Here is a 24,036-nt window from a genome sequence, read left to right on the forward strand (position 1 = left end):
CTTGACGCATTTAGGACTCCGTGCCGCCTTTCAGTTTCTTGATCGTCTGACGCCAGTTGAGCAGGCTGATCGACGAAGAAGATGACAGCTAGTCATATATTCAACCTATAGTATAAATTGCCATACTTTTGTTGTAGCATATTCCGATAACCAAAAAAAAATCACCATGAAAGGTTAAAATATGAGAGAGAAATTGCTTCGTGCGGCCCGCAACACCTTGGCAATGCTCTTCCTTGCGCTGCCTACTGTGAGTTATGCAGAAGGTCTGCTTACGGTAACTACCGATGGCGCGTCTGAGTCGCTGAGCCTGGATGATTTGCTCGCCATGCCGCAATCCACGGTCACAACTAAAAATGACTATGTAGATGATACCACGGAGTTTTCTGGCCCAGCACTAAAAGACTTGCTGGTAAGGTACGACATAGGCCCAGACGAGACACTGACCCTGCGCGCGATAAATGACTTTTCCGTCAGCGTACCGGCTGCCGACGCCTACCAGTACAATGTAATCTTGGCCCTTTTCAGTAACGGGGAAAAATTGACAAGCCGGGACAAAGGCCCAATCTGGGTCATCTATCCCATGAGCGATCACGAAGAGCTGCGCGATGATATCTACAACAGCCGAATAATCTGGCAACTGACAAGCATCACTGCCGAATGATCAAAGCTGGCAGCGCACTTCGAATTGCCCTTGCGCTTTTGTGTTTGGCTGCGGTCCTTTTGGGAGGCACCGTCATTTGGAAACTCAGCGACCGTGTATACCAAATCAGAACCGCTGAACAAAGTGACCCGTTATGGATCGCGTCAAAGCTACAATTCGAGCTTCTAAATTTTAACGCTGAACTAGCAGAATATGCCATCGGCGCACGATCGGCTGAGGAAGTGGCGACTCGGTTTGATATTCTATGGAGCCGACTCAACGTCATGCAAGAAGGGAAGATGGCCGAGATAATAAGTGAAGCTAATATTGACCAGGCTGCACTCGTTGAATTCGAGCGGGTGCTCGAGAAAGTTGATCCTCTGGTTCAATCGCTTCCTGAATCGGATATCTTAGGGCTCGACCGCCAAGTGGCGGCGAGGGAAATACTTGTAGAAATCGATCCATACAATCTAAAATTCAACCAGCTGTCCTTATCAATGGCACAGGAGCGATCCCGCATTCTATCGGAGTTTCGGAACGGCCTCCTGTCGCTGTCGAACGCCATTGCTTACTTGGGTATCGTTATTGTGGCGCTCGCAAGCATCGTCGTTATCATACTCATAGCTGACCTTCGTTTGAGCAGACGAAAGTCGCAACAACTTCAGAAGCTCGTTCTTGAAGTTGAGGCATCATCAAAAATGAAAGACAACTTTATGATTGTTGTCAGCCATGAGTTACGCACGCCCCTCACGTCGATTGTTGGAGGGATCAGTCTATTCAAGGCAAAGTTTGGAAAGGGATTGGACGAGGGGGCGACTAAATTGATTGATATCGCTCACCGCAATTCAGAACGACTGCTAAGCCTGGTAAATGATATTCTCGATGCGCAATCTTTGAGCGAAGGAAAGATCAACCTCAAGAAGGAGTGTATGAACTTAAATTCAGTAATTGTAGCGACAGCCGAAGAGTGTGAAGTCTATGCTAGTGAACTTGGTGTCAAGTTCTCAGTCGCGCAACCCGGTGCAGAAGTGATCGTGAGCGCTGATGAGGCCCGTATTTCACAGGTTATAAGTAACCTACTCTCGAATGCGGCTAAATTCAGCCATGCTGGAGGGATCGTGGACATCAGCGCACGGCAGACTGGCTCTTGGATACGGGTCGAGGTCACTGACTACGGAAAAGGGATGTTGCGAGCAGATCAAGAAAACCTATTCTCTCGTTTTCATCAGATTAACCCAGGAACAACGACCGCTCGAAAGAGCAGTGGTCTGGGTTTAAGCATTACCAAGAATATAATTGAGTTACATGGTGGAAAAGTTGGGGTGAACTCAATCGAAGGCGAAGGCTCAACTTTCTGGTTTACATTGCCTTCTGCCAATGCCCCAAAATCAAAATAAGTCTGGCTTCAAAGTGAACACTTTCATTTAGCCTGAAAAATTTACAGCTACGCCATGCGCTCGCAATTTCTAGAAGCATTTCCACTAAACTTCCGGGAGTCGATATCAATTTCTTGATAGTCACCAGGCATATTTTTAAGTGTGCTTATTAGTGAATAATCACTCTCATACAAATCTCTGATTTTGGCCTCCGTTTTGCTGGATATTTCGATATCAAACTTTCTACTTTCGTTTCGATCCAATGGAGACAATACCTCCGGAGTATCGGTAACGTTGTCAATCCAGCGGTATACCCTATTCAAACCTCTTTCGAAAAGAAAGACCTTAATATTAGCTCCAATAAAATCGATCTGCGGTCTTATGTGATTATCACAGGCGCACGGTAATCCCCCCATTTTTAATGGGGTCCAGCCGTAGAATTCAGGCGGCTGTCTTTAGTTTCATGGCAGGTGTCATGCCGCCGATTCCCATGTTGGGTCGCTCGTTGTTGTAAGTCCAGAGCCATTCAGTTGCTTGGTCCTGTGCCTCCTCGATGGTTTCAAAGACGTATTGCCCCAGCCATTCACCGCGAACGGTACGATTGTAGCGTTCGATGTAAGCGTTCTGTTGTGGCTTGCCCGGCTGGATATATTCCAGCCGAACATTGCGTTTCTCGGCCCATTCCATCAGCTTACCACTGATATATTCTGGGCCATAACACATTCGGAATGACGCTGATTGAGAGGCTATGGCCACCTGCGCAGCCCTCAAATAGCGCAGCAGGTGGTCATAGCCGGTTCTCAGGTCCCTACAGTGGTTTTGCACAAACCACACTGTAAAGGAGACCGACTATGACCGAGATTATTGTTGCACAAGATGCACCTGTTTTGGTGGCCATCGACATCGCCAAGGCCCGGCATGAAGTTTTGATCGCTATTCCAGATAAGAAACGGCGACGCCGCTTAACTGTTTTGAACGAGCTTGCCGACTTCAACCGCCTCATCGACACGTTGAGGGATTATGGATGCCCGGTGCGTGTGGCCTTCGAGGCGACCGGCAATTATCACCGCGCCTTGGGTTATCATCTGGCAACAGCTGGCTTTGAGGTGAAGCTGGTGTCATCAGTTGCTTTGGCGCGTACGCGGGAAGCACTCAACAACAGTTGGGACAAGAATGACCCCAAGAACGCCCAGGTCATCCTGCATATGATGGAGATCGGGAACGAGCAGTTTTATCATGATCCATTGGTGCATGGCACGAATGACATTCAGGAGCTGTCCAAAACCCACGATATCGTCTCCAAGTCGAAGACCGAACTTTGGCACCGCGTGCTGACACATTACCTGCCGTTGTACTTCCCCGAAGCTGACCGCTTTCACCGCAGCTCGCGCAGTGATTGGTTCTTTGCATTCCTTGAGCGCTATCCATCACCACATTTTATCACGGCAATGGGCAAAGACGCTTTCACCGTTGATGCTTGGGGCGTCATTGGGCGCAAGGTCGCGAAAGAGCGTTTGCTTGCAGATATTTACGAGACAGCCAGGTCTTCAGTGGGATTGCCGGTTGCCCCAGATTCTGATGCGATCAGTATGTTCCGCTTGGTTCTTGGGGAAGGCCGCAGTCTCATTGCGCAACGTAATCAAATCGAAGATCGCGCCGTCGCGCTTCTCAAAGATCTGCCTGACTATCAGTTGCTGACATCAATACCTGGGATCGGCCCGATCAACGCCCTGACCATCCTGGCAGAAGCTGGCGACTTGCGCCGCTTTGGACACCACCGGCAGTTCATGAAGTTCTGCGGTATGGATTTGGCAACCATCCAGTCCGGCACATTCCGTGGCCAAACCAAGTTGTCAAAATACGGGAATGCCCGCTTGCGCCGCACCCTGTGGATGGCCGGTCAGGTTGCCATTCTGCAGCGGACCAACAGCTTCCGGGATAAGTTCGAGCGCTACATCGCCAAGGACCGACAAAACACCCATTTGCGCCGAAAGGCGTATACCGCAATCGCCGCCAAGATGGCCCGTACTGTCCACGGGATTATCAAACATGGCGAGCCCTATCGCCCCTTCTTTGAGGGGTGATTGATCACAGAAGGACCTTTCTCTGTAAGGGCCGTGGAGGCAGACATCTGACCTCGTAGATAATGTTTAGGCCTTCTGTGTTAGCGACCCGATGATCTCGTCTTAAGGACGGTGAGAGCCGCAAAAGCGTACTCTGTGTTTGTTATGGGAGAGACTGTCGTTGACCAAATCGCCAAACTGAGGCATTTTCTGAACGTGTCGAGGCACCTCGATACGACAATGACCTGATGCCAAATCAGCCAGTTATTCCGCGCATAGGACGTTATCGACGCGAATTGTCTGCGGTTGTCCGCGCCATTCAATGATCTGGTTTAAGCTTCTGACAACTCTCTCTGCGGGCAGCGAAAAGTCCACTTCGATGCATAGACCCTCGCGGTTAAAGTCATCCAGCACGTTTAATGTCCTAATCGAGCGCCCGTCTGCCAGCTGATCCGCCATGAAATCCATGGACCATGTCTCATTGGGCTTATCAGGCACCGCCAGGGGCTCCGGCTTGTCCCGCTTCAAGCGTTTCTTCGGCTTGATACGCAGGTTTAGCTCCATTGCGCAGTAGATCCGGTAAACCCGCTTGTGGTTCCAGCCGTAACCCTGGACGTTGCGCAGATACAGGAAGCACAGGCCGAAGCCCCAGTTGCGCTTGTTTGCTGTCAGACGTTCCAGCCAATCGGCGATCTCTTCATTCTCATCGCTCATAACAGGGCTGTATCTGTAGCAGGTCTCGCTGATCTGGAACGCCCGGCACGCCGACGCGATGCTTACGCCGTGTCGTACGACCGCATTCATGGCCATCTCTCGTCGCAGAGACGGCCTTAACGCTTTTTTCCAAGGGCTTCCTTCAGCAGATCATTTTGCATGCTCATCTCAGCATACATGCGCTTCAGACGGCGGTTCTCCTCCGCCATATCCTTCATCTCAGACATCAAAGACGCATCCATGCCGCCAAACTTGGCGCGCCACTTATAGAAACTGGCGCTGCTCATGCCATGCTCACGGCAAAGCTCAGAGACCGGCACACCGCCCTCCGCCTGCTTCAACACGGCCATGATCTGCGCGTCGCTGTATCGTCCGTTCTTCATCGTAAATCTCAGATACCTTGCCGAGAAAATTCTACTTTTGAACACCACTAATTTTAGGTGGGATTACCGTTCACTGTCGCGCCCAGGCTGGCGGAGCTTTCCCGGTAGCGTGCGAAGCCGTCTGGATGGGTACGCATGGCTTCGAGCGAGACGCCAAGCAGAGGGATGGTCCGCCGCGAGCTCTTCGTCTTGAGCTGCCGCCCATGCGGCGCGAGCGCGATATGCGGCATGTTGGCATCAAGCCGGATCTCCTTGGGCGTCAGCCCGGCAAGTTCACTCGAACGTAGCCCTGTGTTGATCATGGCAAGCAGGATGGCCCGCGCCTCGTCATTCAGGCCGGTCAGTGCGCCGGGGCGCAGAAGGTGCGTCGATCCACGTGCGCGAGAAGGGTGATCTAAGCAGCCTGTTCCGAGACTTCGGCTCTCAGCCGGGGCGACCTCGCAAACTGAGCCTTTCCATTCGAAAAGATCGATGGTCTTAGGCGTCAGAAGAAAGACACTCCATCAAGACCGGAATTGATCCGTCTGCTCTTGGAAAAACACCTAGTGGACTTAAGGCGGTCGGCATAGCGTTGGATGGCATTCGACGTGCTTGGCACTGGTCGAAGCAATCTGACCTCGTGACTTCTTGTACGCGCACCAACCCATTCAAAGCTTTTAGGCACCGAGATATGATCCAGTGTCTGGGCGACGTCATTTGATGCGCCTAGTGTCAGGATAGACCACTCCACAAGTGGGCATAAAAGAGCGCAACTTATTGCCTTTGGGGGACGCGTTCGAAGCCTTTGCCTTCCAAGCTGCAGCCTTTGGGTCTGTCGGATGTGGCGACACAGCAAAGTGCGAAGCGTAAAAATTTCCACAAAACTCACTAAATAAGATGAGGGCGAAACTTTTTGCGTCCCCAGTGCGTCCCCGAAGAAATCGACACCTTTGAAGTCCTGCGGCTAAGATCAGAATATCTGTATGTATTCAACTATTTAAAGTGGTGCCCAGGGGCGGAATCGAACCACCGACACGAGGATTTTCAATCCACTGCTCTACCCCTGAGCTACCCGGGCACCGGGAACGCGGCTGCGTTCGGGTGAGGGCGTTCTAGGCGACGGTTGCAAGGCTGTCCAGAGGGTTCGGCAAAAATATCAATTGGGTTTTGTGCGCTCTGCCTCGGCAACTCGGGCGGCGGCGTCGAGAGCGGCCTCGATATCTTCGGGATCGGTTGACGGGATGGCGTATCCGCCGCCCAGCCAACGACCCAGATCGACGTCGGCGCAGCGCTTGGAACAGAAGGGCCGGTGCGCCGCCTCGGTGGGCTTGTTGCAGATCGGGCAGCTCATTGCGGCACCTCCAACGGCGCACGGTCGCGCTTGCGTTGTAGCTCGTAGTGGCCCAGCGGCGTCCAGCCAACCAGCGCCGTTTCACCCGGATCGGCGCGGAAGGCGGCCCTCAACGCATCCTCGAACTGTCGGCGGTCCTTCTTTGCCATGGGGGCCAGATCCAGCGTGATCTGCCCGCCCAAACCGCGCAGGCGCAGCTGACGTGGCAGCTCGCGCGCGGCGGCCAGATTAGCCTTGTGGCCTGCCGCCGGGCTGGTGTCGCCTCCGGTATTGACATCGACAGCTATCAGCGCGCGGGTCGGCTCCACATACATCGACGCTCCACCACTGAGCGCGACATGCGCGGCGCCCAGCAGCGCAATCTGGTCCAGCACGCCCTCGGCCTCAAAGCCGCCAGGATCGGTCACAACATCCGCAGGTTCGGTCCACTCGCGCCACGCCAGCTGGTGGGGGCCATCGCCTTCGGTCAGTGCCTCGGCGTCGCCTGCGATATCGGCCATGACGGCGGCGGCCAGATCGGCCATAGCGCGAATATCCTCGGCGATGGCAGCATCATCGCCATCCGCACAAGAGGAGCGCAGGATGAGGCCTGCATCCCCGTCCATCTCGCTCTTGGCGATCTGCATCAGGACGTCGCGGCGGTCATCGTCCCGGATCGCGCGGCTGATGTTCAGGCCCGGCGCGCCCGGCGTGACAATGGCATAGCGCGACTTGAACAGCAGCTTTTGCGTAACGGGTAGCGCCTTGCCCGGTTCGGCCTGTCCGGTGATCTGCACCAGAAGTGCCTGTCCCGGCGCCAGGCCGCGCACCTGACGCAGAAAAGCCGGCCCATCGGGCGTGCGCAGGAACATGCCGCCCTGCCCCTTGACGGGCCTGTCGGCAATGGCGCGGTAGATCGTACCGACGCGGGGGCCGCCGCCGTCGATTAGTACATCCTCCAGCCGCCCGGCCACAAGGCGCGCGGCGGCCTCAAGGCCATTTAGGTGGTCCAGAACGATCGTTTCGCGGCTCATGCCTGCGCCCTCCAGCCTGCAGCTTGCAGCAGCGCTGCGGTCTCTGCCAAGGGCAGACCGACGACAGCGGTGAACGAGCCTGAAATCCACGGTATCAGCGCCCCGGCGGGGCCTTGGATGCCGTATCCACCTGCTTTGCCTTGCCAGTCGCCCGTGGCGAGGTATGCGGCAATCTCGGCGTCCGAAAGGCGCTTCATCCGTACCTTGGTCAGCACGTCGCGCTGCCAAGTGCGTGCGCCGCGCCGAACGGCGACCGCAGTGATCACGCTGTGGCGGCGGCCAGACATGGCGCGCAGAAATGTGTCTGCCTCAGCGACATCATCGGGTTTACCCATGATACGGCGGCCCAGCGCGACTGTTGTATCGGCCGACAGCACGATATCATCGTCGCCCGCATCCACAGCCTGCGCCTTTTCCAGAGCCATGCGGATGCAATAGGGGCGCGGTAACTCCGCCTTGCCGGGCGCCTCGTCAATGTCGGGCGGGCGAATGTCGTCCGGTGTCACGCCAATCTGCGACAACAGGTCCAGACGGCGCGGACTGCCAGAGCCGAGGATGAGCTTTGGGTGCAGATCAGAGGAGAGCGTCATTGTGGCACCCAGTTTGCAGGCGGTGTGCGGACGCATTTCGCCTGCGGCAAAACGCTTGCCCGCACTGCGCGAAACTTTGTTTTGCGCTATTTAAATCTGTAATTGATCCGACCCTTGGTCAGATCGTAGGGGGTCATCTCGACCTGTACCTTGTCGCCAGCCAGAACACGGATGCGGTTCTTGCGCATCTTGCCTGCCGTGTGTGCGATGATCTCATGGCCGTTTTCCAGCTCGACCCTGAACGTCGCATTCGGCAGGAGTTCCCTAACGACACCGGGAAATTCGAGCAGTTCTTCCTTAGCCATGTGGTCTCCTAAAGCGGTAAGTTCCGCACGGGCGGCGGAACAGCGCCTTAGATGGCCCTATTCCCCGGCTATTTCAAGGGCTATTAACGCCGCACTTTAACGCAAGGTCACCGTGGGCGGCGCGTCATCGCGTCCGCTCTGATCGGACCAATGGGCGTGGTTCAGCACACCGCCATCGGCGCGCACATGCGCCACGCGGGACAAGTCGACCTCGCCAATGGTCCAGCCGGGTTGGTTCAGCACGCCTTCGGCAATCACGCCGGTCGAGGGAAATCCAATATCTGGCGGGCCGAATATGCCACCCATCCCGACATTCATGTCAACTGCGGGCGACCATGGCGCCGCGCCCACGAGGGAGGACATCACACTGACGCATTGCGCCTCTAGCGCGCGGGCCATGGCGCCGATTCGCACGCGGCTGTAGCCGGCCAGCGCCTCGGTGCAGGACGGGACCAGCAGCAGTTCGGCGTCTGAGACGGCGCGCGCCAAGAGCGGAAATTCGCTGTCATAGCAGATGAGGATCGCGATCTTTCCCAGCGCGGTGTCAAACACCTTAAGCTTGCCGCCCGGCGCCACGTCCCAAGGCGTACGTTCAAACCGGGTCATAATTTGCTTGTCTTGCACGCCGCGCCCGCCGCCCGGTGCGAAAAGCCGCGCGCGATTTACCGGCCGCGGGCCGATAGCGTCGTCAAAGACGGGTGCCGACGCGGCGAGGATATGCACCCCGTACCGCGCCGCCAGATCTGCGTGTAAATCATCGGCATCTACCATCAGGTCCGAGGTGGCGCGAAGGCACTCTTCGAGGTCGCCCGCTACGGCAGGCCCGGCAAGCATCGACAACTCAAGCGCGCCGTATTCGGGGAAAACCAGCAACTCGGCCCCCTGCCCCGCGGCGTCCGCGACCCATTCTGTCAGTTTGGCATTATAGGCTGCCCAGTCGGGCAGCGGGTCCAGCGGGTATGCGGCGGTTGCTATTTTCATGGCGGCGACAATACCAGTGCCGCATTCGCCGTCTAGCCCTCACTTTTCATCCGCGCAAAAATACTCGATGTTTCCGGGGCCAAGCCCCGGCTCAGACGCCGCCGGTGAATTGCAGCTTGGCCAGACGCGCATAGAGGCCGCCTTCGTCCACCAGACTATCATGCGTGCCGGTCGCGACGATGCGCCCTTCCTCCATTACTATGATACGGTCCGCCTTCTTAACCGTCGCGAGCCGGTGCGCGACGATGATCGTCGTGCGCCCCTTGGCCAGGGTGTCGACAGCATCCTGCACCGCTCGCTCACTTTCAGCGTCCAGCGCGCTGGTCGCCTCGTCCAGTAGCAGCACGGGTGCGTCGCGAAGGATGGCACGCGCGATAGCTATGCGCTGTTTCTGGCCGCCCGACAGCATGACACCGCGCTCGCCCACTTGGCTCGCATACCCCTCTGGCAGGGCCATGATGAAATCATGCGCAGCTGCAGTGCGCGCGGCCTGCTCGACCTCTGCGTCAGTGGCGTCCAAGCGTCCAAAGCGGATGTTTTCGCGCGCAGATGTGGCGAATATCACCGGATCTTGCGGCACCAGCGCCATAACCTTGCGGAAATCATCGCGCCGCATATCGCCCAGTGCCACACCGTCCAACAGTACGCGGCCCGCCACCGGATCGTAGAACCGTTGCAGCAGCTGGATCACCGTCGTCTTGCCCGCGCCCGACGGGCCCACCAGTGCGATAGTCTCTCCGGGTTGAATATGCAGATCGAAACTGTGCAGCGCGGGCACTTCGGGCCGCGCGGGATAGACGAAATCGACATTGTCGAACCGGATATCGCCAGTCACACGGCTGGGCAGCGCTTGCGGCTGCACCGGGTCCTGTACCGGATCATCGCTGCGCAGCAATTCGACCAAACGCTCGGTCGCGCCAGCAGCGCGCTGAAGCTCGCCCCAGATCTCGGACAGGGCGCCGACAGCACCCGCAACCATCACCGAATAGATCACGAACTGGACCAGCGATCCCGCGCTCATCCCGCCGCCACGTACATCCCGCGCGCCGATCCAGAGAACGCAGACGACCCCGGTAAAGACGAGGAAGATCACGATCACTGTCATCAATGCCCGCACACGGATGCGCTGGCGTGCGGCGTCATAGCTCCGCTCGGTCGCGGCGCCGAAATCGGCGCGCGTCGCGGCCTCATGTGTGAACGCCTGCACGGCCTGAACGCTAAGCAGCGCCTCGGACGCCTTGCCCGAGCTTTCGGCGATCCAGTCCTGGTTCTCGCGGCTAAGGCGGCGCAATTTGCGGCCGAGCGTCAGGATAGGTACGATGATCAACGGCACGATCAGCAGGACCAACCCCGTCAGCTTGGGCGAGGTGGCCAGCATCAAAACGAGGCCACCAGCAAAGATCAGCGCATTTCGCAGCGCAATCGAGACGGAGGAGCTAATGACGCTGAGGATCAGGGTGGTATCGGTCGTGATCCGGCTGAGGACTTCGCCGGTCATGATGTTCTCAAAGAACACCGGGCTCATCCCGATCACGCGATCAAACACCGCGCGGCGAATGTCGGCGACCACACGCTCGCCCAGCTTGGTCACCAGCGCGTAGCGCAGGCCGGTGCCAATGGCCAAAAGCGCGGTAATCACCAGCGCGGCCATAAAATACTGGTCCAACACCGCACCATTTTCAGCACCGAAGTTATCGATAACGCGGCGAACGGCCAGCGGCAGCGTCAGCGACACGCCCGCCGTCAACATTAGCGCGGCGATGGCGGCGGCCATCAGCGCCTTATAGGGCGCAAGGAAAGGGGTCAGCGCAGCAAGCGCGCCGATACGTTTGGAGGGATCGCGGTCGCGCATTTCTGCGGCGGTTGCACCGTTGCGGGCCATGATACGCTCCTGTCGCGGGGGGATTGGATTGCGGCCTGTTCTTGGCCCTGCGGCAGCGTAGGGTCAAGCAACCAATCGCCGCAGTGCGGCCCGCTGTTACTCAGCCTCGGTACGCTCGGCCTCGATCTGGCGCCACTTGGCGACGTTGGCGTTGTGCTGTTCCAGCGTTTCGGCAAAGGCGTGCCCGCCGCTTCCATCGGCGACGAAGAATACAAAATCCGTTGCCGCCGGGTCTACCGCCGCCTCAATGCTGGCACGGCCCGGATTGGCAATCGGCGTAGGCGGCAGCCCCTCGATCACATAGGTATTCCAGGCTGTCGCGGCACGCAGCTCACTGGCGCGTAGACCGCGGCCCAGAACGCCTTTACCCTCGGTGATGCCATAGATCACGGTCGGGTCGGTCTGAAGGCGCATGCCGCGCTTTAGCCGATTCTCGAATACGGACGCCACTTGGCGGCGCTCATCCGGCAGGCCGGTCTCTTTCTCGATGATCGAGGCCAAGACCAGCATTTCCTGCTCATTCTCCAGCGGCAAGCCATCGACGCGGCTGGCCCATGCAGCGGCGACCAGCACCTCTTGGGCGTCGGTCATGCGCGCGATCACGCTGGCGCGGGTGTCGCCCTTGACCACCTCATAGCTGTCGGGTGCGAGTGTGCCCTCGGCAGGTATCTCGGCCACATCACCGTCTAGCACGTCGATGGATTTCATCGCCTCAACGATCTGCCAGCTTGTCGTACCCTCGGCGATCGCCACGCGGTAGCGGGTGTCAGCCTGCGCGCTTACCTCGGCAAAGATCGCTGGAGCTTCTTCTTCGCTTGCGGGGTCAAAGGCGGCCTTTTCGACATAGCGGTTAGATTCCAGATCCAGCTCGCGCACCTCAATCTCGTTGCTGTTCACGCCGATGCGGTACACGACTTCGGTGCCGCAGGTGCTGGCCCCACCGCGCGTGATTATGCGCGTAATCTCGGACATGGTCGCGTGCTCGGGGATCAGCCAGCTGCCGGCTTTCAGATCGCCGGACTTGCCTGCGTAATCTGCACCGATGCGAAAAATCATCGGGCTGGTGATCGCGCCCTGATCGGCCAGCCGGGCAGATGTGGCACGCATGGATGATCCGCGATCGACCCGCAGACAGATCGGCGCGGTGGCCGGGCCTTCGGCCTTATAGGTGTTCTGACCCCAGACGATCACACCGCCAAAGAGGAACGCGACCACGACCAGAAAGCTGATCGCGCTGGATGTAATGTTACGCCACATTAGCGCACCGCGCCAAAGCAAACGCTGGCATTCGTGCCACCAAAGCCAAAGCTGTTAGACATGGCGAACTTCACTGACCGCTCAACCTTTTTGTGGGGGGCCAGGTCCAGAGGCGTCTCGACCGCCGGATTGTCCAGATTGATCGTCGGCGGCACCACCTGATCGCGGATCGCGAGGATCGAGAAGATGCTTTCGATAGCGCCCGCAGCCCCCAAAAGGTGCCCGGTCGCCGATTTGGTCGAACTCATCGTCGCTTTGCTAGCCGCGTCGCCCATCAGACGCTCAACCGCCTTCAGCTCGATCGTGTCGGCCATGGTCGAAGTGCCATGCGCATTGATGTAGTCAATGTCGGATGCCACGATGCCCGCATGGCCCAGCGCCATTTTCATGGCGCGAAAGCCGCCATCGCCGTCCTCGGCGGGTGCGGTGATGTGATGCGCGTCGCCCGACAGACCGTAGCCCAGAACCTCGGCGTATATCTTGGCGCCGCGCGCCTTGGCATGTTCGTACTCCTCCAGCACGACGATACCCGCGCCCTCGCCCATGACAAATCCGTCGCGGTCAACGTCATAGGGCCGGCTGGCAGCCTTGGGGTCATCCGCGCGCCTGGTGCTGAGCGCCTTGCACGCGTTAAAGCCCGCGATGCCGATCTCGCAAATTGCGGCCTCGGCGCCGCCCGCGATCATCACGTCGGCATCACCAAAGATGATCAGGCGCGCCGCGTCGCCGATGGCATGCGCGCCAGACGAACACGCGGTAACGACCGAATGATTCGGCCCCTTAAAGCCATAGCGGATGCCCACTTGGCCACTGATGAGATTGATCAGTGCACCCGGAATAAAGAAAGGAGACACGCGCCGCGCCCCCTTGTCGCGTATGACCAGCGTTGTCTCTTCGATTGAGCGTAGACCGCCGATGCCAGACCCGATCATGACGCCGGTGCGCTGGCGCGCCTCCTCGTCCTGAGGCATCCAGCCGCTATCCTCGACCGCCTGCTGGGCCGCTGCCACACCGTAAAGGATGAAATCATCGACCTTGCGGCGCTCTTTGGGCTCCATAAAGTGGTCAGCGTTGAACGTGCCGTCCGTGCCATCGCCAAGTGGAACCTCGCAGGCATATTTAGTCAGCACTTGCGACGGATCGAAGCGCGTGATCAGGCCCGCGCCCGATTGTCCGTCTAAAAGACGGCTCCAGCTTTCTTCGACGCCTGAGGCGAGCGGTGTGACCAGTCCTAGGCCTGTTACGACGACACGGCGCATATTGCTGCCCCTCTTCCACTAGTTCATTGGCGCTGCTCATACCCCGGCTTGGGGCCGGGGGGCAAGTGTACGCTGGCGGATACGGCAGCGCTACGCCAGCCTTATTGGAAGTCGGCGATAGGCTCATTCGGGGTACTAGCCAATGCAATCGCCTCGCCCAGATCAACGTCATGCGCCAACAGTGCGCGGCCAATCAGCGTGCCGGCAATGTTTGGCACGTACTTCAGACGTGCCACATCGTCGAGGCTGGCGACCGTGCCATGCGCAATGACGGGGTGCCGCGTAGCGGCGGCAAGTGCAGTTATGACGCTGAGGCTGGCATCACGCTGGTCGATATGCGCGTCCACATCGGTCACGATAATCCCGGCCAGCGGGTCGGTATCAAACGCCGCGATGAAGGTATCCGGCGCAAAGCTGGAGCGCTCGCGCCAGCCGTCGGTCACCACCGCGCCCTCATAGATATCCACTGCCAGGACAATCTGGTCTGGATGAAACTTGGCCAATTCGCGCAGCAGATCGGGATTTCGTGCGGCCATAGTGCCGACCACGATACGGCCAGCGCCCCGGTCGATCCAGCCCGCCACCTGAGCTTCGGTGCGAAAGCCGCCGCCCAGTTGCACCGGAACACGTGCGGCGCGGATGATCTGTTCGACCAGTTCGTTATTATCGCCATCGCCGCGCAGCCCGTTGATATCTGTGACGTGCATCCACTCTGCGCCCGCATCCGCAAAGCTGCGTGCTGTCTCGACCGGATCGACGTGCCACAGCACAGGCTCGTCCAGCCGCCCGCGCGTCAGCGAGACGCATTTGCCGTCCAGAATTTCGAGAGTGGGATAGATAATCATAGCAAAGATTCCCCGTTATTGCGCACCCCCGTCATAGGGAGACGCGGCCATTCTTGCACAGAATGGACCTGTAAGGGGATTACAAATCGGCAATTGCTGCGCCGTTCGCGGCGTGGGGGGGGGGCCGCGCCCGCATACGAAAAAGCCCCCGCCGCTAGGGCGAGGGCTTGGACCAAGACCAGTGCAGCCGCAGCTGCGCGTGGCTTAGGACGCTTCTTTGATGAACTTAACCGCATCGCCGAAGGTCTGGATGTTCTCGGCGGCGTCGTCTGGAATCTCGATGCCGAACTCTTCTTCGAACGCCATGACCAGCTCGACCGTGTCGAGGCTGTCGGCGCCCAGATCGTCAATGAACGAGGCGTTCTCGACAACCTTGTCCTCTTCGACGCCCAGATGCTCTACGACGATCTTCTTAACGCGGTCTGCGATATCGCTCATGACATAATCCCTATTCTTCGTTGGGCGCCTGTGCCCGATTGTGCCCCCGCACGTGTGGCGGGTAGCGGCCTGATTGGTGCCCCGAAGGGCGTTAACTAAATGCCCAGCTAGGGGCAATCGTGCCGGGCCGCAACGCGCGGCCGCCAGCAAATCTGCGCCGCCTATAGCATATGGCGGCGCATTGGCAAATGATTTACCTGCCCACAGCCTGAGCGGCAAATCGCTGAGCCGCAAGGGCAAATCGCGCCTCTTGCGCGGCGAAATGCGCCGGCAGCCCTACAGCATCGCCATGCCGCCATTCACATGCAGCGTCGCACCGGTAACATAGCCTGCCTCGGTGCTGGCCAAGTAGAGGACCGCCGCCGCGACCTCATCCGCCTCGCCCATGCGGGCGGCGGGGATCTGGCCGTTGATCTTGGCCTTTTGGTCGTCAGTCAGCCCGTCTGTCATGGGCGTAGCGATAAACCCGGGCGCGACCGCGTTAGCCGTTATACCCCGGCTGGCGACCTCGTAGGCAATAGATTTTGTCAGGCCGATAACTCCGGCCTTGGACGCGGCATAATTGGCTTGGCCGGGATTTCCGGTGGACCCGACGATCGAACTGATGTTGACGATCCGCCCCCAGCGCGCCTTCATCATCGGGCGCATCACGGCGCGGCAGAGGCGCATGGTGCTGGTCAGGTTGACGTCCAGAACGTCCTGCCAATCCTCATCCGACATACGCATGAACAACTGATCGCGCGTGATTCCTGCGTTATTGACGAGGATGTCCAGGCCGCCCATCGCTTCTATTGCTTGCTTCGGCAGTGCCTCAACGGCGTCTTTGTCGCTGAGGTTGCAAGGCAGGACGTGCGCCCGCTCGCCCAGTTCTTTGGCCAAAGCCTCCAGCGGCTCTGTCCGCGTGCCGCTCAGGCCCACGGTCGCGCCAGCGCCATGCAGCGCGCGCGCAATCGCGCCGCCGATGCCGCCTGATGCGCCAGTGACCAGCGCCTTCTTTCCCGTCAGATCGAACATGTCGAAATCCCTTTTCCTGTCATTTGTCTGGCGTCAGCCTTGCAGCGCGGCGGCGGCCGCCACGACATCCTCAGGTGCGCCGATATTGCGCACCGCGATATCCCGCTCAATCCGGCGAACCATACCTGACAGCGCTTTGCCTGCGCCGATTTCCCACGTCTCGGTCACGCCGTGCTGCGCCATGTAGCCAACACTTTCGCGCCAGCGCACCGATCCGGTGACCTGTTCGACCAGCAGCGCGCGGATAGTATCCGGATCGCTTACCGCCTCTGCGCGCACGTTGGCAATCAGCGGCACGGAGGGCGCCTCCATCGGGACCTCGTCCAGCGCGGCGCGCATCACCTCGGCGGCGGGTTGCATCAGGGCACAGTGAAACGGTGCGCTGACCGGCAACAGCATGGCGCGCTTGGCGCCCCGCTCCTTGGCCAGAACGACGGCACGCTCGACCGCCGCCAGATGCCCAGATACGACCACTTGGCCGGGATCATTGTCGTTGGCGGCCTGGCAAACCTCGCCCTCTGCGGCGTCATTAGCCACGGCTGTCACCGCCTCAAAGTCGAGGCCGAGTATCGCGGCCATCGCGCCCACGCCCACAGGCACGGCCTGCTGCATCGCGCGGCCCCGGATGCGCAACAGTCGCGCGGTGTCGGCGATGCTGAGTGCGCCTGCTGCGGCCAGCGCCGAGTACTCGCCCAGCGAGTGACCCGCGACAAAGGCGGCGGCGTCCAGCGTGACCCCTTCGGCCTCCAGCGCGCGCAGGGCGGCCAGCGATGTGGCCATCAGCGCTGGCTGCGCGTTTTGCGTCAGGGTCAGCGTGTCTTGCTGCCCCTCCCAGATCAGCGCCGACAGCGCCTCTCCCAGCGCATCGTCGACTTCGTCGAAGACCGCGCGCGCGGCTGGGTATGCCTCGGCCAAGGCTTTGCCCATGCCGATGGTCTGTGCACCCTGCCCCGGAAAAATAAATGCTCGGCTCATGCCCGCTCTCCCTCGTCTTGATGCGAGACGGATAACGCGCAGCGAGGCGCGAGGCAATGGCGCAGGGCGCATGTGCGCAGGCATGGGATTGCCGGCGGGGCGCGATGCGTTACTCTTCGGAGAGGCGTTATTGGCGCCATACAACCATAAGAAGGACACGTTCATGCATCTCGGCAATACCCGCACCAGCTATGGCACGGTCACCAAGACGTTTCACTGGACCATCGCGTTGATGATTGCTTCGATGTTTGTGCTGGGCTGGATCGCCACCACATTGGCGGAATGGATCGAGGCGCCTGACATCGCCACCACCGACGCGACCATCACACTTGCCAAGGTACTGTTTTCTATACACAAGACGATGGGAGTCACGATCTTTGCGCTGGCAATCCTGCGCATCGCCTGGGCCATCTCGCAGCCCAAGCCGGGCTTGCTGAACGGCGATAAATGGCTGGAATCGCGGCTGGCCGAGACAGTGCATTGGCTGCTTTACGGCTCGCTGGTTCTGGTCCCGCTCAGTGGCTGGGTGGATCACGCAGCGACGACCGGATACGCTCCGATCTGGTGGCCTCTGGGTCAGGGTCTGCCCTTTGTACCCAAGGATCCGGGCGTGGCCGAGATCGCAGGCGCGCTGCATGTCATCCTGCAATGGGTGCTGCTGGTCGCAATCACCCTGCACGTCGCGGGGGCGGCGAAACATCATTTGATCGACCGCGACGCGACCCTGCGCCGCATGCTGCCCGGCAAGCAGACCGCCCTGCCGACGGCACAGCAGCCGGGTCATGCGCTACCGGTCGTAGCGGCGCTGGCGATTTGGGGCGCGGCGCTGGGTTTGGGGGCATGGGCCGGCTGGCTGACCCCGGAGGCGCGTGCAGACACCGAGGCATTGGCCGAGGTTGTCAGCGGCTGGCGCGTCGAGGACGGCGCGCTGAACATCACTATCATTCAAAACGGATCAGAGGTCACCGGCAGCTTTGACGACTGGACAGCAGACATCACCTATGACGAGACGCCGGACGCAAGCGGCGTTAATGGTGCGGTCACAGTCACAGTCTCGATCCCGTCGCTGACGCTAGGAACGGTCACCGCGCAGGCGATGGGCGCAGACTATTTTGCCGCCGAGCAGTGGCCGACAGCGACTTTTCAGGCGAATCTGGTAACATCCGGCGCGGGCCTGATTGCTGACGGAACTCTTGGTATCCGTGACCAGACAGTTCCTGTGCAAATACCAGTGGAGCTGAGCATCAACGGCGACACCGCCAATGCGGCAGGGCAGCTAACGGTCAATCGGCTGGATTACGGCATCGGGACCAGCACACAGGACGAAGGATCGCTTGCCTTCGATGTGCAGATCGATTGGAGCCTCACAGCCACCCGCGCGGCTGGCGAGTAGCCTAAGAAAATGCCCGCGCCCCTTTCAAAGGACGCGGGCTCAATAGCTCTGCTATCAGGTGCGGAGTTACTCAGCCTTGCCAGCCTCGATCGAGATCTCGACATCCAGCTCATCGCTGATGTTAGGCGCAAAGGCGCCAACGCCGAAATCGGAGCGTTTGATGGTTGTCTCGGCATCAAAGCCCAGCCAATCCTTGCCAGCCATCGGGTGTTGGCCGTGCTGATTCAGTTCTGCCTCCAACTGTACCGATTTAGTGATGCCGTTCATGGTCAGATCGCCGGTGATGATTGCCTCGTCGTCGCCCGTCACCTCAATGGCGGTCGACTTGAAATTAATCATATCGCCATCCTTGGCGTCGAAAAAATCAGGGCCCATCAGATGCTCAAACCGCTTTTCCCAGCCGGTGTAGAATGATGCCAGCGGGATCGACACGTCCACCGATGATGCGGCGGGATCGTCGGCGTCGAACATGATCTCGCCTTCCCAGCCAGCCAACATGTTGTGGGTCGTGGAATATCCCAGATGCTCGTAAGTGAACATCACTTGGCTATGGCTTGAATCCAGCGTGTACGCCTCGGGGGCGGCTACAGCGCCTGTTGCGGCCATGGTTACTGCGGCTGCGATAAGTGCGGTTCTCATACATCGTCTCCTGATTGTTGCGGTTACTGCGTAACAACCTACCGCAATCAGACGACAAGGCAATTGCGCACAACTCAACACCTCGTGTGGAAACATACAGGGTGGCGGCTTCGCGCGCACCCAAGCCGAGAGACGCGACGATCGGCGCGCGCAGCTAGCGTGCGCCGCGCCCCAGCATCGAACGCAGTGCGGCCTCAACGGAGGGGTCGCTGACAGGAAGTACGATCAGCGGCTGGCCCGACCCATCGCGCGCTGTCAGCAGGCCATCGCGCAGCACCAACTCGCCCAAGGTATCGACCGAATAGGCAGTCTCAGACAAAGTGTGCCCGTGCGCGTCTTTCTCGACGATTGTCAGGCAGCGCGCCACGGTGTCAATCTGCACTTCGGGACCAGCATCCGACGCCCGCGTGGGCAGCAGAAACGCGCCCCCGGCGGCCAATGCTATCGACAGCGCCAGCTTGGTCAGCTGCATCGCCCCGTCACCCGGAACCACCGGGATCAACCAAAGGCCCGCAGCCGCAATCAGCGCGGAGATACCAGCAACGCGGATCGCATTGCGGCGCACTCGGCCAGGGGCTGCGACCTCGATATAATGCTGCGGAATTAGCCGTTCGTGGCGCAGCGGGCCATCAGGCATAAATGTGTCAGGAAGTGATGTCATCTGTCTGGTCCCTTGCGTTATCTCTTGGTTAACGATTCGCAGGGAAACGCGGCATGAATGCGGCGGGGGTGCGATATCTTCGCGTCTAAATGAGGTACTGAAGAGTGGCGGTCAAGCGCCAGCGACCGGCACGGGTCTGGCCCTTGCGCGCGCGCGGCGATGGTAGTACGAGGCACCTTCGTCTCGCATACAATATGAACCGCGCAGTCTCTCGTGGTGGGGCCGCGAGCCGACATCGCCCCACCTATGAAATGCGCCCAAGACAGAAGTGGATTAACACATGCCCCTTTACGAGCATGTCCTTATCGCGCGTCAGGATTTGTCCAGCGCGCAGGCCGAGGGCCTCATCGAACATTTCGGCGCCGTGCTGACCGATAACGGCGGCAAACTCGTGGATCACGAGTATTGGGGCGTCAAGACGATGGCCTACAAGATCAACAAGAACCGCAAGGGCCACTATGCCTTCCTGCGTTCGGACGCCCCGTCCGAAGCCGTGCAGGAAATGGAGCGCCTGATGCGTCTGCACGATGATGTCATGCGCACGCTGACCATCAAAGTCGACGAGCACAAAGAGCTGCCGTCGGTCCAGATGCAAAAGCGCGACGAGCGTACAGAGCGCCGCGAGCGCCGTTGATCAACGCCTGAAGAAAAGGACATAAACCATGGCTACAAAACCATTTTTCCGTCGCCGCAAGGTCTGCCCCTTCTCGGGCGATAACGCACCTGCGATCGACTACAAGGACACGCGCCTGCTGCAACGCTACATCAGCGAACGCGGCAAAATCGTGCCCAGCCGTATCACCGCCGTATCGGCCAAGAAGCAACGCGAACTGGCCCGTGCCATCAAGCGCGCCCGCTTCCTCGCCCTGCTGCCCTACGCCGTCAAGTAAGGAGAATAGACATGCAAGTTATCCTTCTGGAGCGTGTGGCCAAGCTGGGCCAGATGGGCGACGTCGTCGACGTCAAAGCCGGTTTCGCACGCAACTATCTGCTGCCCCAGCGCAAAGCGCTGTCGGCTTCGCAGAAAAACATTGCCGATTTCGAGACGCGCAAGGCGCATCTTGAGGCGCAAAACCTTGAGACTCGCAAAGAGGCAGAGGCGATGGCGGACAAGCTGAACGGTCAGCAGTTCGTCGTGATTCGCCAGGCCGCCGATTCGGGCGCACTTTACGGCTCGGTCACCACGCGTGACGCGGCCGACGCATCTACCGAAAACGGTTTCCAGGTTGATCGCAAACAAGTCAGCCTGATCAGCCCGATCAAGTACTTGGGTCTGCACGACGTTAACGTTTCGCTGCACCCAGAGGTTGATGCCACCATCACACTGAACGTCGCTCGCTCGGCTGACGAGGCCGAATTGCAGGCATCTGGCAAGTCGATCCAGGAGATGGCAGCCGAAGAAGAAGCGGCAGCCGACTTCGAGATCGCTGAGCTGTTCGACGACATCGGCTCGGCCGCATCAGATGATGACGATCTGGCGCAATCAGTCGGCGACGCAGCAAACAATGATAGCGAGGACGACGACGCGTAAGCGTCTGCCATCCGCTACCAGCCACATGAATAGGCCGCGCAGATCACTCTGCGCGGCCTATTTCTATTCCAAGTCCCTGATCTAATTTTCAGGGATGGGCTTTATTGTCCTCTTGCGACATTAAAGGGCGTCTGTCACGCCCGGCCTCAGCCGATACGCCGCAAGGCGAAAGCAAAGATAAACCCATGCGGCCGCGCCGACGAACTTGAACCCCTCCTCGGCGATCTGCGTATACTCGTAAGGCATTGGCAGACTCTCCTGCACAGCGTCCACCACGATGGACATCGCCAGCAATCCTCCTGCGATCATGAACGCCGTCCCGTCAATCTGCCCAATGATGCGGCGGTAGCGCACCAAAAGAGTGATGGCGAAAATCGCGTATAGCGGCAAAAGGATGCCCTCGGCCAAATAGTTGTCGTGAATCAAGAAGAAATCGTCGATCCCCAAGAAGAGCGAAAACGCGCCCATCAATACAAGTAATCGTCTGTAGCGGTCATCACCGCCGCGTGGCTGAAGCGCATAGCGAAAGAAGCATAGCGTCGCCGCCGCAACCCACAGCCATGTGCCAATGCTGGATAAAAAACCCAGCAGACTGGACTGGTCGGTTTGCTGCATCACATCGCGCAAAACTTCGGTCGTAGTGAAACCGGCGAGCTTCATGAGGCTCAGCGCTCCAGCATAGAAGATAAGGGCAGGCAGGCATCCCCACAGCAGGCACGCGCGGATGTGGTCAGCTCTGGCGATCCCGCGCAGAAATGTCGGTTTGCGGCTCACGTGTTTTGATCCATCTTATTGCGCGGCGCGTGGCGGCGCCCAGTTTTAGGAACACCGGTCCGCACCGCCTGAGGCCTTAGGCCATGCCCAAAGCTTCTTTGTACATTTCAAGCACCGCTTCTTCTTCGGCGATGTCGTCCTTGTCACGCTTGCGCAGCGCAATAACCTTGCGCATGACCTTGGTGTCGTAGCCGCGTGCCTTGGCCTCGGCCATGACCTCTTTTTGCTGCTCGGCGAGGTCTTTCTTTTCCGCATCCAGCCGCTCGATACGCTCAATGAACTGGCGCAGCTCGTCAGCGGTCACGCGATAAGTGGCGTCGGTGCTTTGACCGGGGGCCTGATCGGGGGTTTGATCGTCCATGTAACTTCTCCGCATCCTCAAAGATGTCCGTGACTACAGCGCGCCATGACGCCCCGCAAGCCCCAGCTGCTTGAGCTTGGGAGCGGCGTGGATTAGACGGACCATATCGGCAAAGCGCCGGGAGGGATTGATATGGAAATTCTCGTCTGGGCCGGTGCGGCCGTTTCGCTGATCGGGCTTTTCGGCCTTATCTGGTGCATCCTGCGCGTCTGGGGGGCACGTCGCGCCAAGCTAGGCGAGGACGCGATGCGCAAAGTTTTGCAAAAGGTGCTTCCGGTCAATACAGGCGCGCTATTTTTATCGGTGATCGGGCTGATGATGGTCGTCATCGGTATCTTGCTGCAGTAATCTTGCCGCCCTACCTCTTGTTTTCGCAGGCGAAGGTCGCAACGCCTAGGCTGGTGGTTTCGGCCTGTGCGGCACACACTAGCCCGCCTTCCGCGCCCTGAGCAAACAGGACCAGCCTATGTTTGTTGTGGTTCAGGAACTGGCATTGGCTTTTCACTCACAACGCCCGGATCCTGCATCTGAGCGGTGCCGGTCACGTGAGCCATATCCATCATCGGCGTCTCGGCCGCTTCTTGCACAGGAACCATACCGACGTCTGCTGGTGCGCGCTGTGGCGCCGGGCGGACGTCACCCGCGCCGTCGGGCGTGAGGCGGACGGCGCGGTTACCGTTTAGCTGGCCCAAACGCGCCAGCGCAACGACATGTTTCTGGCTAACCTCCAGCCGGATCTGCATAGGCCGGTCCATGTTAAACGGCAGCAATGCGCCCGGTCGGAATGCACTCACTTTATCCAGCGGAAGGCTAATCCGGCCCAGTACCGCCTCAAGGCTGACGGGCGCATCCATAGCGCTTTGCTCTAGCGTGCGTTGCAATGCGCCGCCGTCTGCGTCTGGCGCGGGCGCTGGTGGCACTTCGGGCACGGGAAGCAGGAAGGTTATCGCGCCGGGATACGCATCGCCGCCGATTTCGACCATCAGGCGGAACACGTGAAAATCCGCGGCGTGAAGGGCCAGCGACATGCCGCGCGCGTCCTCCATCATGACGCCAAAGCGATACCCGGTGGCCCAATGGGGCGCGGCGGGGCTTTCGCTGCCGTGGTCCTCGCCTGCCAGCTTGGCCTCCGCCCCCTTCAGTGCGGCGTCGATCAGCGGCGCGGCAATTGCGGCGTCGGTGCGCGTCACAGCGCGTCCGCCTGATCCGCGTCCGGTGACCCGGCCAGTCGTCTGCACCTCAATCAGCGCCGCGAGCAGCGCATCATCAAGTCGAACCGCGCCGCGCGCGCCATTCGGGCCATCAAGTAGCACCAGTAGGCCGCCGCCCTCAAATTCCGGCTTTAGCGCTGTCTGGCTCAGTTCCACCTGTTCGACCGCGGCAACGACCAGCGGCAGATCAAAAAGAGCATCTGACGACTGAGACAGCGCGAGGCGCAACGCCTTGGCTGGGGACATTGCGCGCGCCTGATACTCCTCGCGCGAGGCCCGCGCCTTGCGGTGAATAACCGTAGTGCCGTCGACAGATGCCATACGCTGCGCCACCATCCCTTGCAGGTTTCCTATGGCGCCGACCGTAACGCCCTTTTGGTTACCAAAAGGTTTCGCCAATG

26 protein-coding genes, 1 tRNA gene and 2 pseudogenes are annotated in these 24,036 nt (G+C 59.4%); 8 read left to right on the top strand and 21 right to left on the bottom strand.

Annotated features, from left to right (window positions below; genetic code table 11):
- Positions 1-181 precede the first annotated feature (181 nt).
- Both MK6180000_RS12625 and MK6180000_RS12630 read left to right on the top strand, forming a co-directional pair.
- Entirely contained in the window at positions 182-661 is a 480-nt protein-coding gene (locus tag MK6180000_RS12625) for a putative pterin-binding protein (protein ID WP_138935054.1), read from the top strand.
- Positions 658-2,037, top strand: coding sequence for a sensor histidine kinase (locus MK6180000_RS12630; RefSeq protein WP_138935055.1), 1,380 nt, complete (start codon positions 658-660; stop codon positions 2,035-2,037). The genes MK6180000_RS12625 and MK6180000_RS12630 overlap by 4 nt, the downstream gene beginning before the upstream one ends.
- Positions 2,038-2,457: 420 nt before the next feature.
- Here MK6180000_RS12630 and MK6180000_RS12635 read toward each other — a convergent pair.
- Positions 2,458-2,736, bottom strand: a pseudogene (locus MK6180000_RS12635) (transposase); the annotation flags it as partial.
- Positions 2,737-2,867: 131 nt separating this feature from the next.
- On the opposite strand from MK6180000_RS12635, the gene MK6180000_RS12640 reads away from it, so the two are divergent.
- Positions 2,868-4,100 carry an IS110 family RNA-guided transposase gene (locus MK6180000_RS12640; RefSeq protein ID WP_138935056.1) on the top strand — a complete coding sequence of 411 codons (1,233 nt, stop codon included), beginning with the start codon at positions 2,868-2,870 and terminating at the stop codon, positions 4,098-4,100.
- Positions 4,101-4,361: 261 nt separating this feature from the next.
- Here MK6180000_RS12640 and MK6180000_RS12645 read toward each other — a convergent pair.
- From MK6180000_RS12645 to fabD, 15 genes and pseudogenes are all read right to left on the bottom strand, one after another.
- Positions 4,362-5,176, bottom strand: a pseudogene (locus MK6180000_RS12645) (IS3 family transposase); the annotation flags it as partial.
- A gap of 53 nt (positions 5,177-5,229) precedes the next feature.
- A complete protein-coding gene (locus tag MK6180000_RS12650; protein ID WP_246040514.1) occupies positions 5,230-5,478 on the bottom strand; it encodes a site-specific integrase in 249 nt (82 codons plus the stop codon).
- Between the two features lie 680 nt (positions 5,479-6,158).
- Positions 6,159-6,233 (bottom strand) — tRNA-Phe (locus tag MK6180000_RS12655).
- A gap of 78 nt (positions 6,234-6,311) precedes the next feature.
- Positions 6,312-6,506, bottom strand: coding sequence for a DNA gyrase inhibitor YacG (locus MK6180000_RS12660; protein WP_138935057.1), 195 nt, complete (start codon positions 6,504-6,506; stop codon positions 6,312-6,314).
- Complete coding sequence (locus tag MK6180000_RS12665) at positions 6,503-7,519, bottom strand: ribonuclease E/G (protein WP_138935058.1); 1,017 nt, start codon at positions 7,517-7,519, stop codon at positions 6,503-6,505. The genes MK6180000_RS12660 and MK6180000_RS12665 overlap by 4 nt, the downstream gene beginning before the upstream one ends.
- A complete protein-coding gene (locus tag MK6180000_RS12670; RefSeq protein ID WP_138935059.1) occupies positions 7,516-8,109 on the bottom strand; it encodes a Maf family protein in 594 nt (197 codons plus the stop codon). Before MK6180000_RS12670 ends, MK6180000_RS12665 begins: the two co-directional genes overlap by 4 nt.
- 86 nt (positions 8,110-8,195) lie before the next feature.
- On the bottom strand, positions 8,196-8,414 hold the full coding sequence (infA, locus tag MK6180000_RS12675; RefSeq protein WP_089270552.1) for a translation initiation factor IF-1: 219 nt from the start codon (positions 8,412-8,414) through the stop codon (positions 8,196-8,198).
- A 96-nt stretch (positions 8,415-8,510) separates the two neighbouring features.
- Positions 8,511-9,395 (bottom strand): carbon-nitrogen hydrolase family protein, encoded by an 885-nt coding sequence (locus MK6180000_RS12680; protein ID WP_138935060.1) that lies wholly within the window; start codon positions 9,393-9,395, stop codon positions 8,511-8,513.
- A 91-nt stretch (positions 9,396-9,486) separates the two neighbouring features.
- The gene (locus tag MK6180000_RS12685; protein WP_138935061.1) at positions 9,487-11,277 is read right to left on the bottom strand and encodes an ABC transporter transmembrane domain-containing protein; all 1,791 of its coding nucleotides are present in this window, start codon (positions 11,275-11,277) and stop codon (positions 9,487-9,489) included.
- A 96-nt stretch (positions 11,278-11,373) separates the two neighbouring features.
- The gene (gene mltG, locus MK6180000_RS12690; RefSeq protein ID WP_138935062.1) at positions 11,374-12,534 is read right to left on the bottom strand and encodes an endolytic transglycosylase MltG; all 1,161 of its coding nucleotides are present in this window, start codon (positions 12,532-12,534) and stop codon (positions 11,374-11,376) included.
- Positions 12,534-13,793, bottom strand: coding sequence for a beta-ketoacyl-ACP synthase II (gene fabF / locus MK6180000_RS12695; protein WP_138935063.1), 1,260 nt, complete (start codon positions 13,791-13,793; stop codon positions 12,534-12,536). The genes mltG and fabF overlap by 1 nt, the downstream gene beginning before the upstream one ends.
- Before the next feature lie 101 nt (positions 13,794-13,894).
- Positions 13,895-14,638 carry a 1-(5-phosphoribosyl)-5-[(5-phosphoribosylamino)methylideneamino]imidazole-4-carboxamide isomerase gene (locus MK6180000_RS12700; RefSeq protein ID WP_138935064.1) on the bottom strand — a complete coding sequence of 248 codons (744 nt, stop codon included), beginning with the start codon at positions 14,636-14,638 and terminating at the stop codon, positions 13,895-13,897.
- A gap of 204 nt (positions 14,639-14,842) precedes the next feature.
- The gene (locus MK6180000_RS12705; RefSeq protein WP_076531917.1) at positions 14,843-15,076 is read right to left on the bottom strand and encodes an acyl carrier protein; all 234 of its coding nucleotides are present in this window, start codon (positions 15,074-15,076) and stop codon (positions 14,843-14,845) included.
- Between the two features lie 276 nt (positions 15,077-15,352).
- A complete protein-coding gene (fabG, locus tag MK6180000_RS12710) occupies positions 15,353-16,090 on the bottom strand; it encodes a 3-oxoacyl-[acyl-carrier-protein] reductase (protein WP_138935065.1) in 738 nt (245 codons plus the stop codon).
- A 33-nt stretch (positions 16,091-16,123) separates the two neighbouring features.
- Positions 16,124-17,065 (bottom strand): ACP S-malonyltransferase, encoded by a 942-nt coding sequence (fabD, locus tag MK6180000_RS12715; RefSeq protein WP_138935066.1) that lies wholly within the window; start codon positions 17,063-17,065, stop codon positions 16,124-16,126.
- Positions 17,066-17,228: 163 nt separating this feature from the next.
- Between fabD and MK6180000_RS12720 the strand changes: the two genes are divergently transcribed.
- Positions 17,229-18,458: a cytochrome b/b6 domain-containing protein gene (locus MK6180000_RS12720; RefSeq protein WP_138935067.1), complete on the top strand. Its 1,230-nt coding sequence runs from the start codon at positions 17,229-17,231 to the stop codon at positions 18,456-18,458.
- A 66-nt stretch (positions 18,459-18,524) separates the two neighbouring features.
- Here MK6180000_RS12720 and MK6180000_RS12725 read toward each other — a convergent pair whose 3' ends face one another.
- Both MK6180000_RS12725 and MK6180000_RS12730 read right to left on the bottom strand, forming a co-directional pair.
- Positions 18,525-19,097 (bottom strand): YceI family protein, encoded by a 573-nt coding sequence (locus tag MK6180000_RS12725; RefSeq protein ID WP_138935068.1) that lies wholly within the window; start codon positions 19,095-19,097, stop codon positions 18,525-18,527.
- Between the two features lie 154 nt (positions 19,098-19,251).
- A complete protein-coding gene (locus tag MK6180000_RS12730; RefSeq protein ID WP_138935069.1) occupies positions 19,252-19,758 on the bottom strand; it encodes a hypothetical protein in 507 nt (168 codons plus the stop codon).
- A 280-nt stretch (positions 19,759-20,038) separates the two neighbouring features.
- On the opposite strand from MK6180000_RS12730, the gene rpsF reads away from it, so the two are divergent.
- The 3 genes from rpsF to rplI are packed head-to-tail and all read left to right on the top strand — an operon-like array spanning position 20,039 to position 21,289.
- Complete coding sequence (rpsF, locus tag MK6180000_RS12735; RefSeq protein ID WP_138935070.1) at positions 20,039-20,392, top strand: 30S ribosomal protein S6; 354 nt, start codon at positions 20,039-20,041, stop codon at positions 20,390-20,392.
- A gap of 28 nt (positions 20,393-20,420) precedes the next feature.
- A complete protein-coding gene (rpsR, locus tag MK6180000_RS12740) occupies positions 20,421-20,648 on the top strand; it encodes a 30S ribosomal protein S18 (protein ID WP_025061827.1) in 228 nt (75 codons plus the stop codon).
- A gap of 11 nt (positions 20,649-20,659) precedes the next feature.
- Complete coding sequence (rplI, locus tag MK6180000_RS12745) at positions 20,660-21,289, top strand: 50S ribosomal protein L9 (protein ID WP_138935071.1); 630 nt, start codon at positions 20,660-20,662, stop codon at positions 21,287-21,289.
- Positions 21,290-21,409: 120 nt separating this feature from the next.
- Here rplI and MK6180000_RS12750 read toward each other — a convergent pair whose 3' ends face one another.
- Both MK6180000_RS12750 and MK6180000_RS12755 read right to left on the bottom strand, forming a co-directional pair.
- The gene (locus MK6180000_RS12750; RefSeq protein ID WP_138935072.1) at positions 21,410-22,063 is read right to left on the bottom strand and encodes an oxidase; all 654 of its coding nucleotides are present in this window, start codon (positions 22,061-22,063) and stop codon (positions 21,410-21,412) included.
- Between the two features lie 76 nt (positions 22,064-22,139).
- On the bottom strand, positions 22,140-22,424 hold the full coding sequence (locus MK6180000_RS12755; RefSeq protein ID WP_138935073.1) for a DUF2312 domain-containing protein: 285 nt from the start codon (positions 22,422-22,424) through the stop codon (positions 22,140-22,142).
- A gap of 132 nt (positions 22,425-22,556) precedes the next feature.
- On the opposite strand from MK6180000_RS12755, the gene MK6180000_RS12760 reads away from it, so the two are divergent.
- Entirely contained in the window at positions 22,557-22,772 is a 216-nt protein-coding gene (locus MK6180000_RS12760; RefSeq protein ID WP_138935074.1) for a hypothetical protein, read from the top strand.
- 116 nt (positions 22,773-22,888) lie between these two features.
- Here MK6180000_RS12760 and MK6180000_RS12765 read toward each other — a convergent pair whose 3' ends face one another.
- Positions 22,889-24,034, bottom strand: coding sequence for a FliM/FliN family flagellar motor switch protein (locus tag MK6180000_RS12765; protein ID WP_138935075.1), 1,146 nt, complete (start codon positions 24,032-24,034; stop codon positions 22,889-22,891).
- Positions 24,035-24,036: the final 2 nt, after the last annotated feature.

Origin of the sequence: Roseovarius arcticus (genome assembly GCF_006125015.1) — a bacterium.
GTDB lineage: Bacteria > Pseudomonadota > Alphaproteobacteria > Rhodobacterales > Rhodobacteraceae > Roseovarius > Roseovarius arcticus.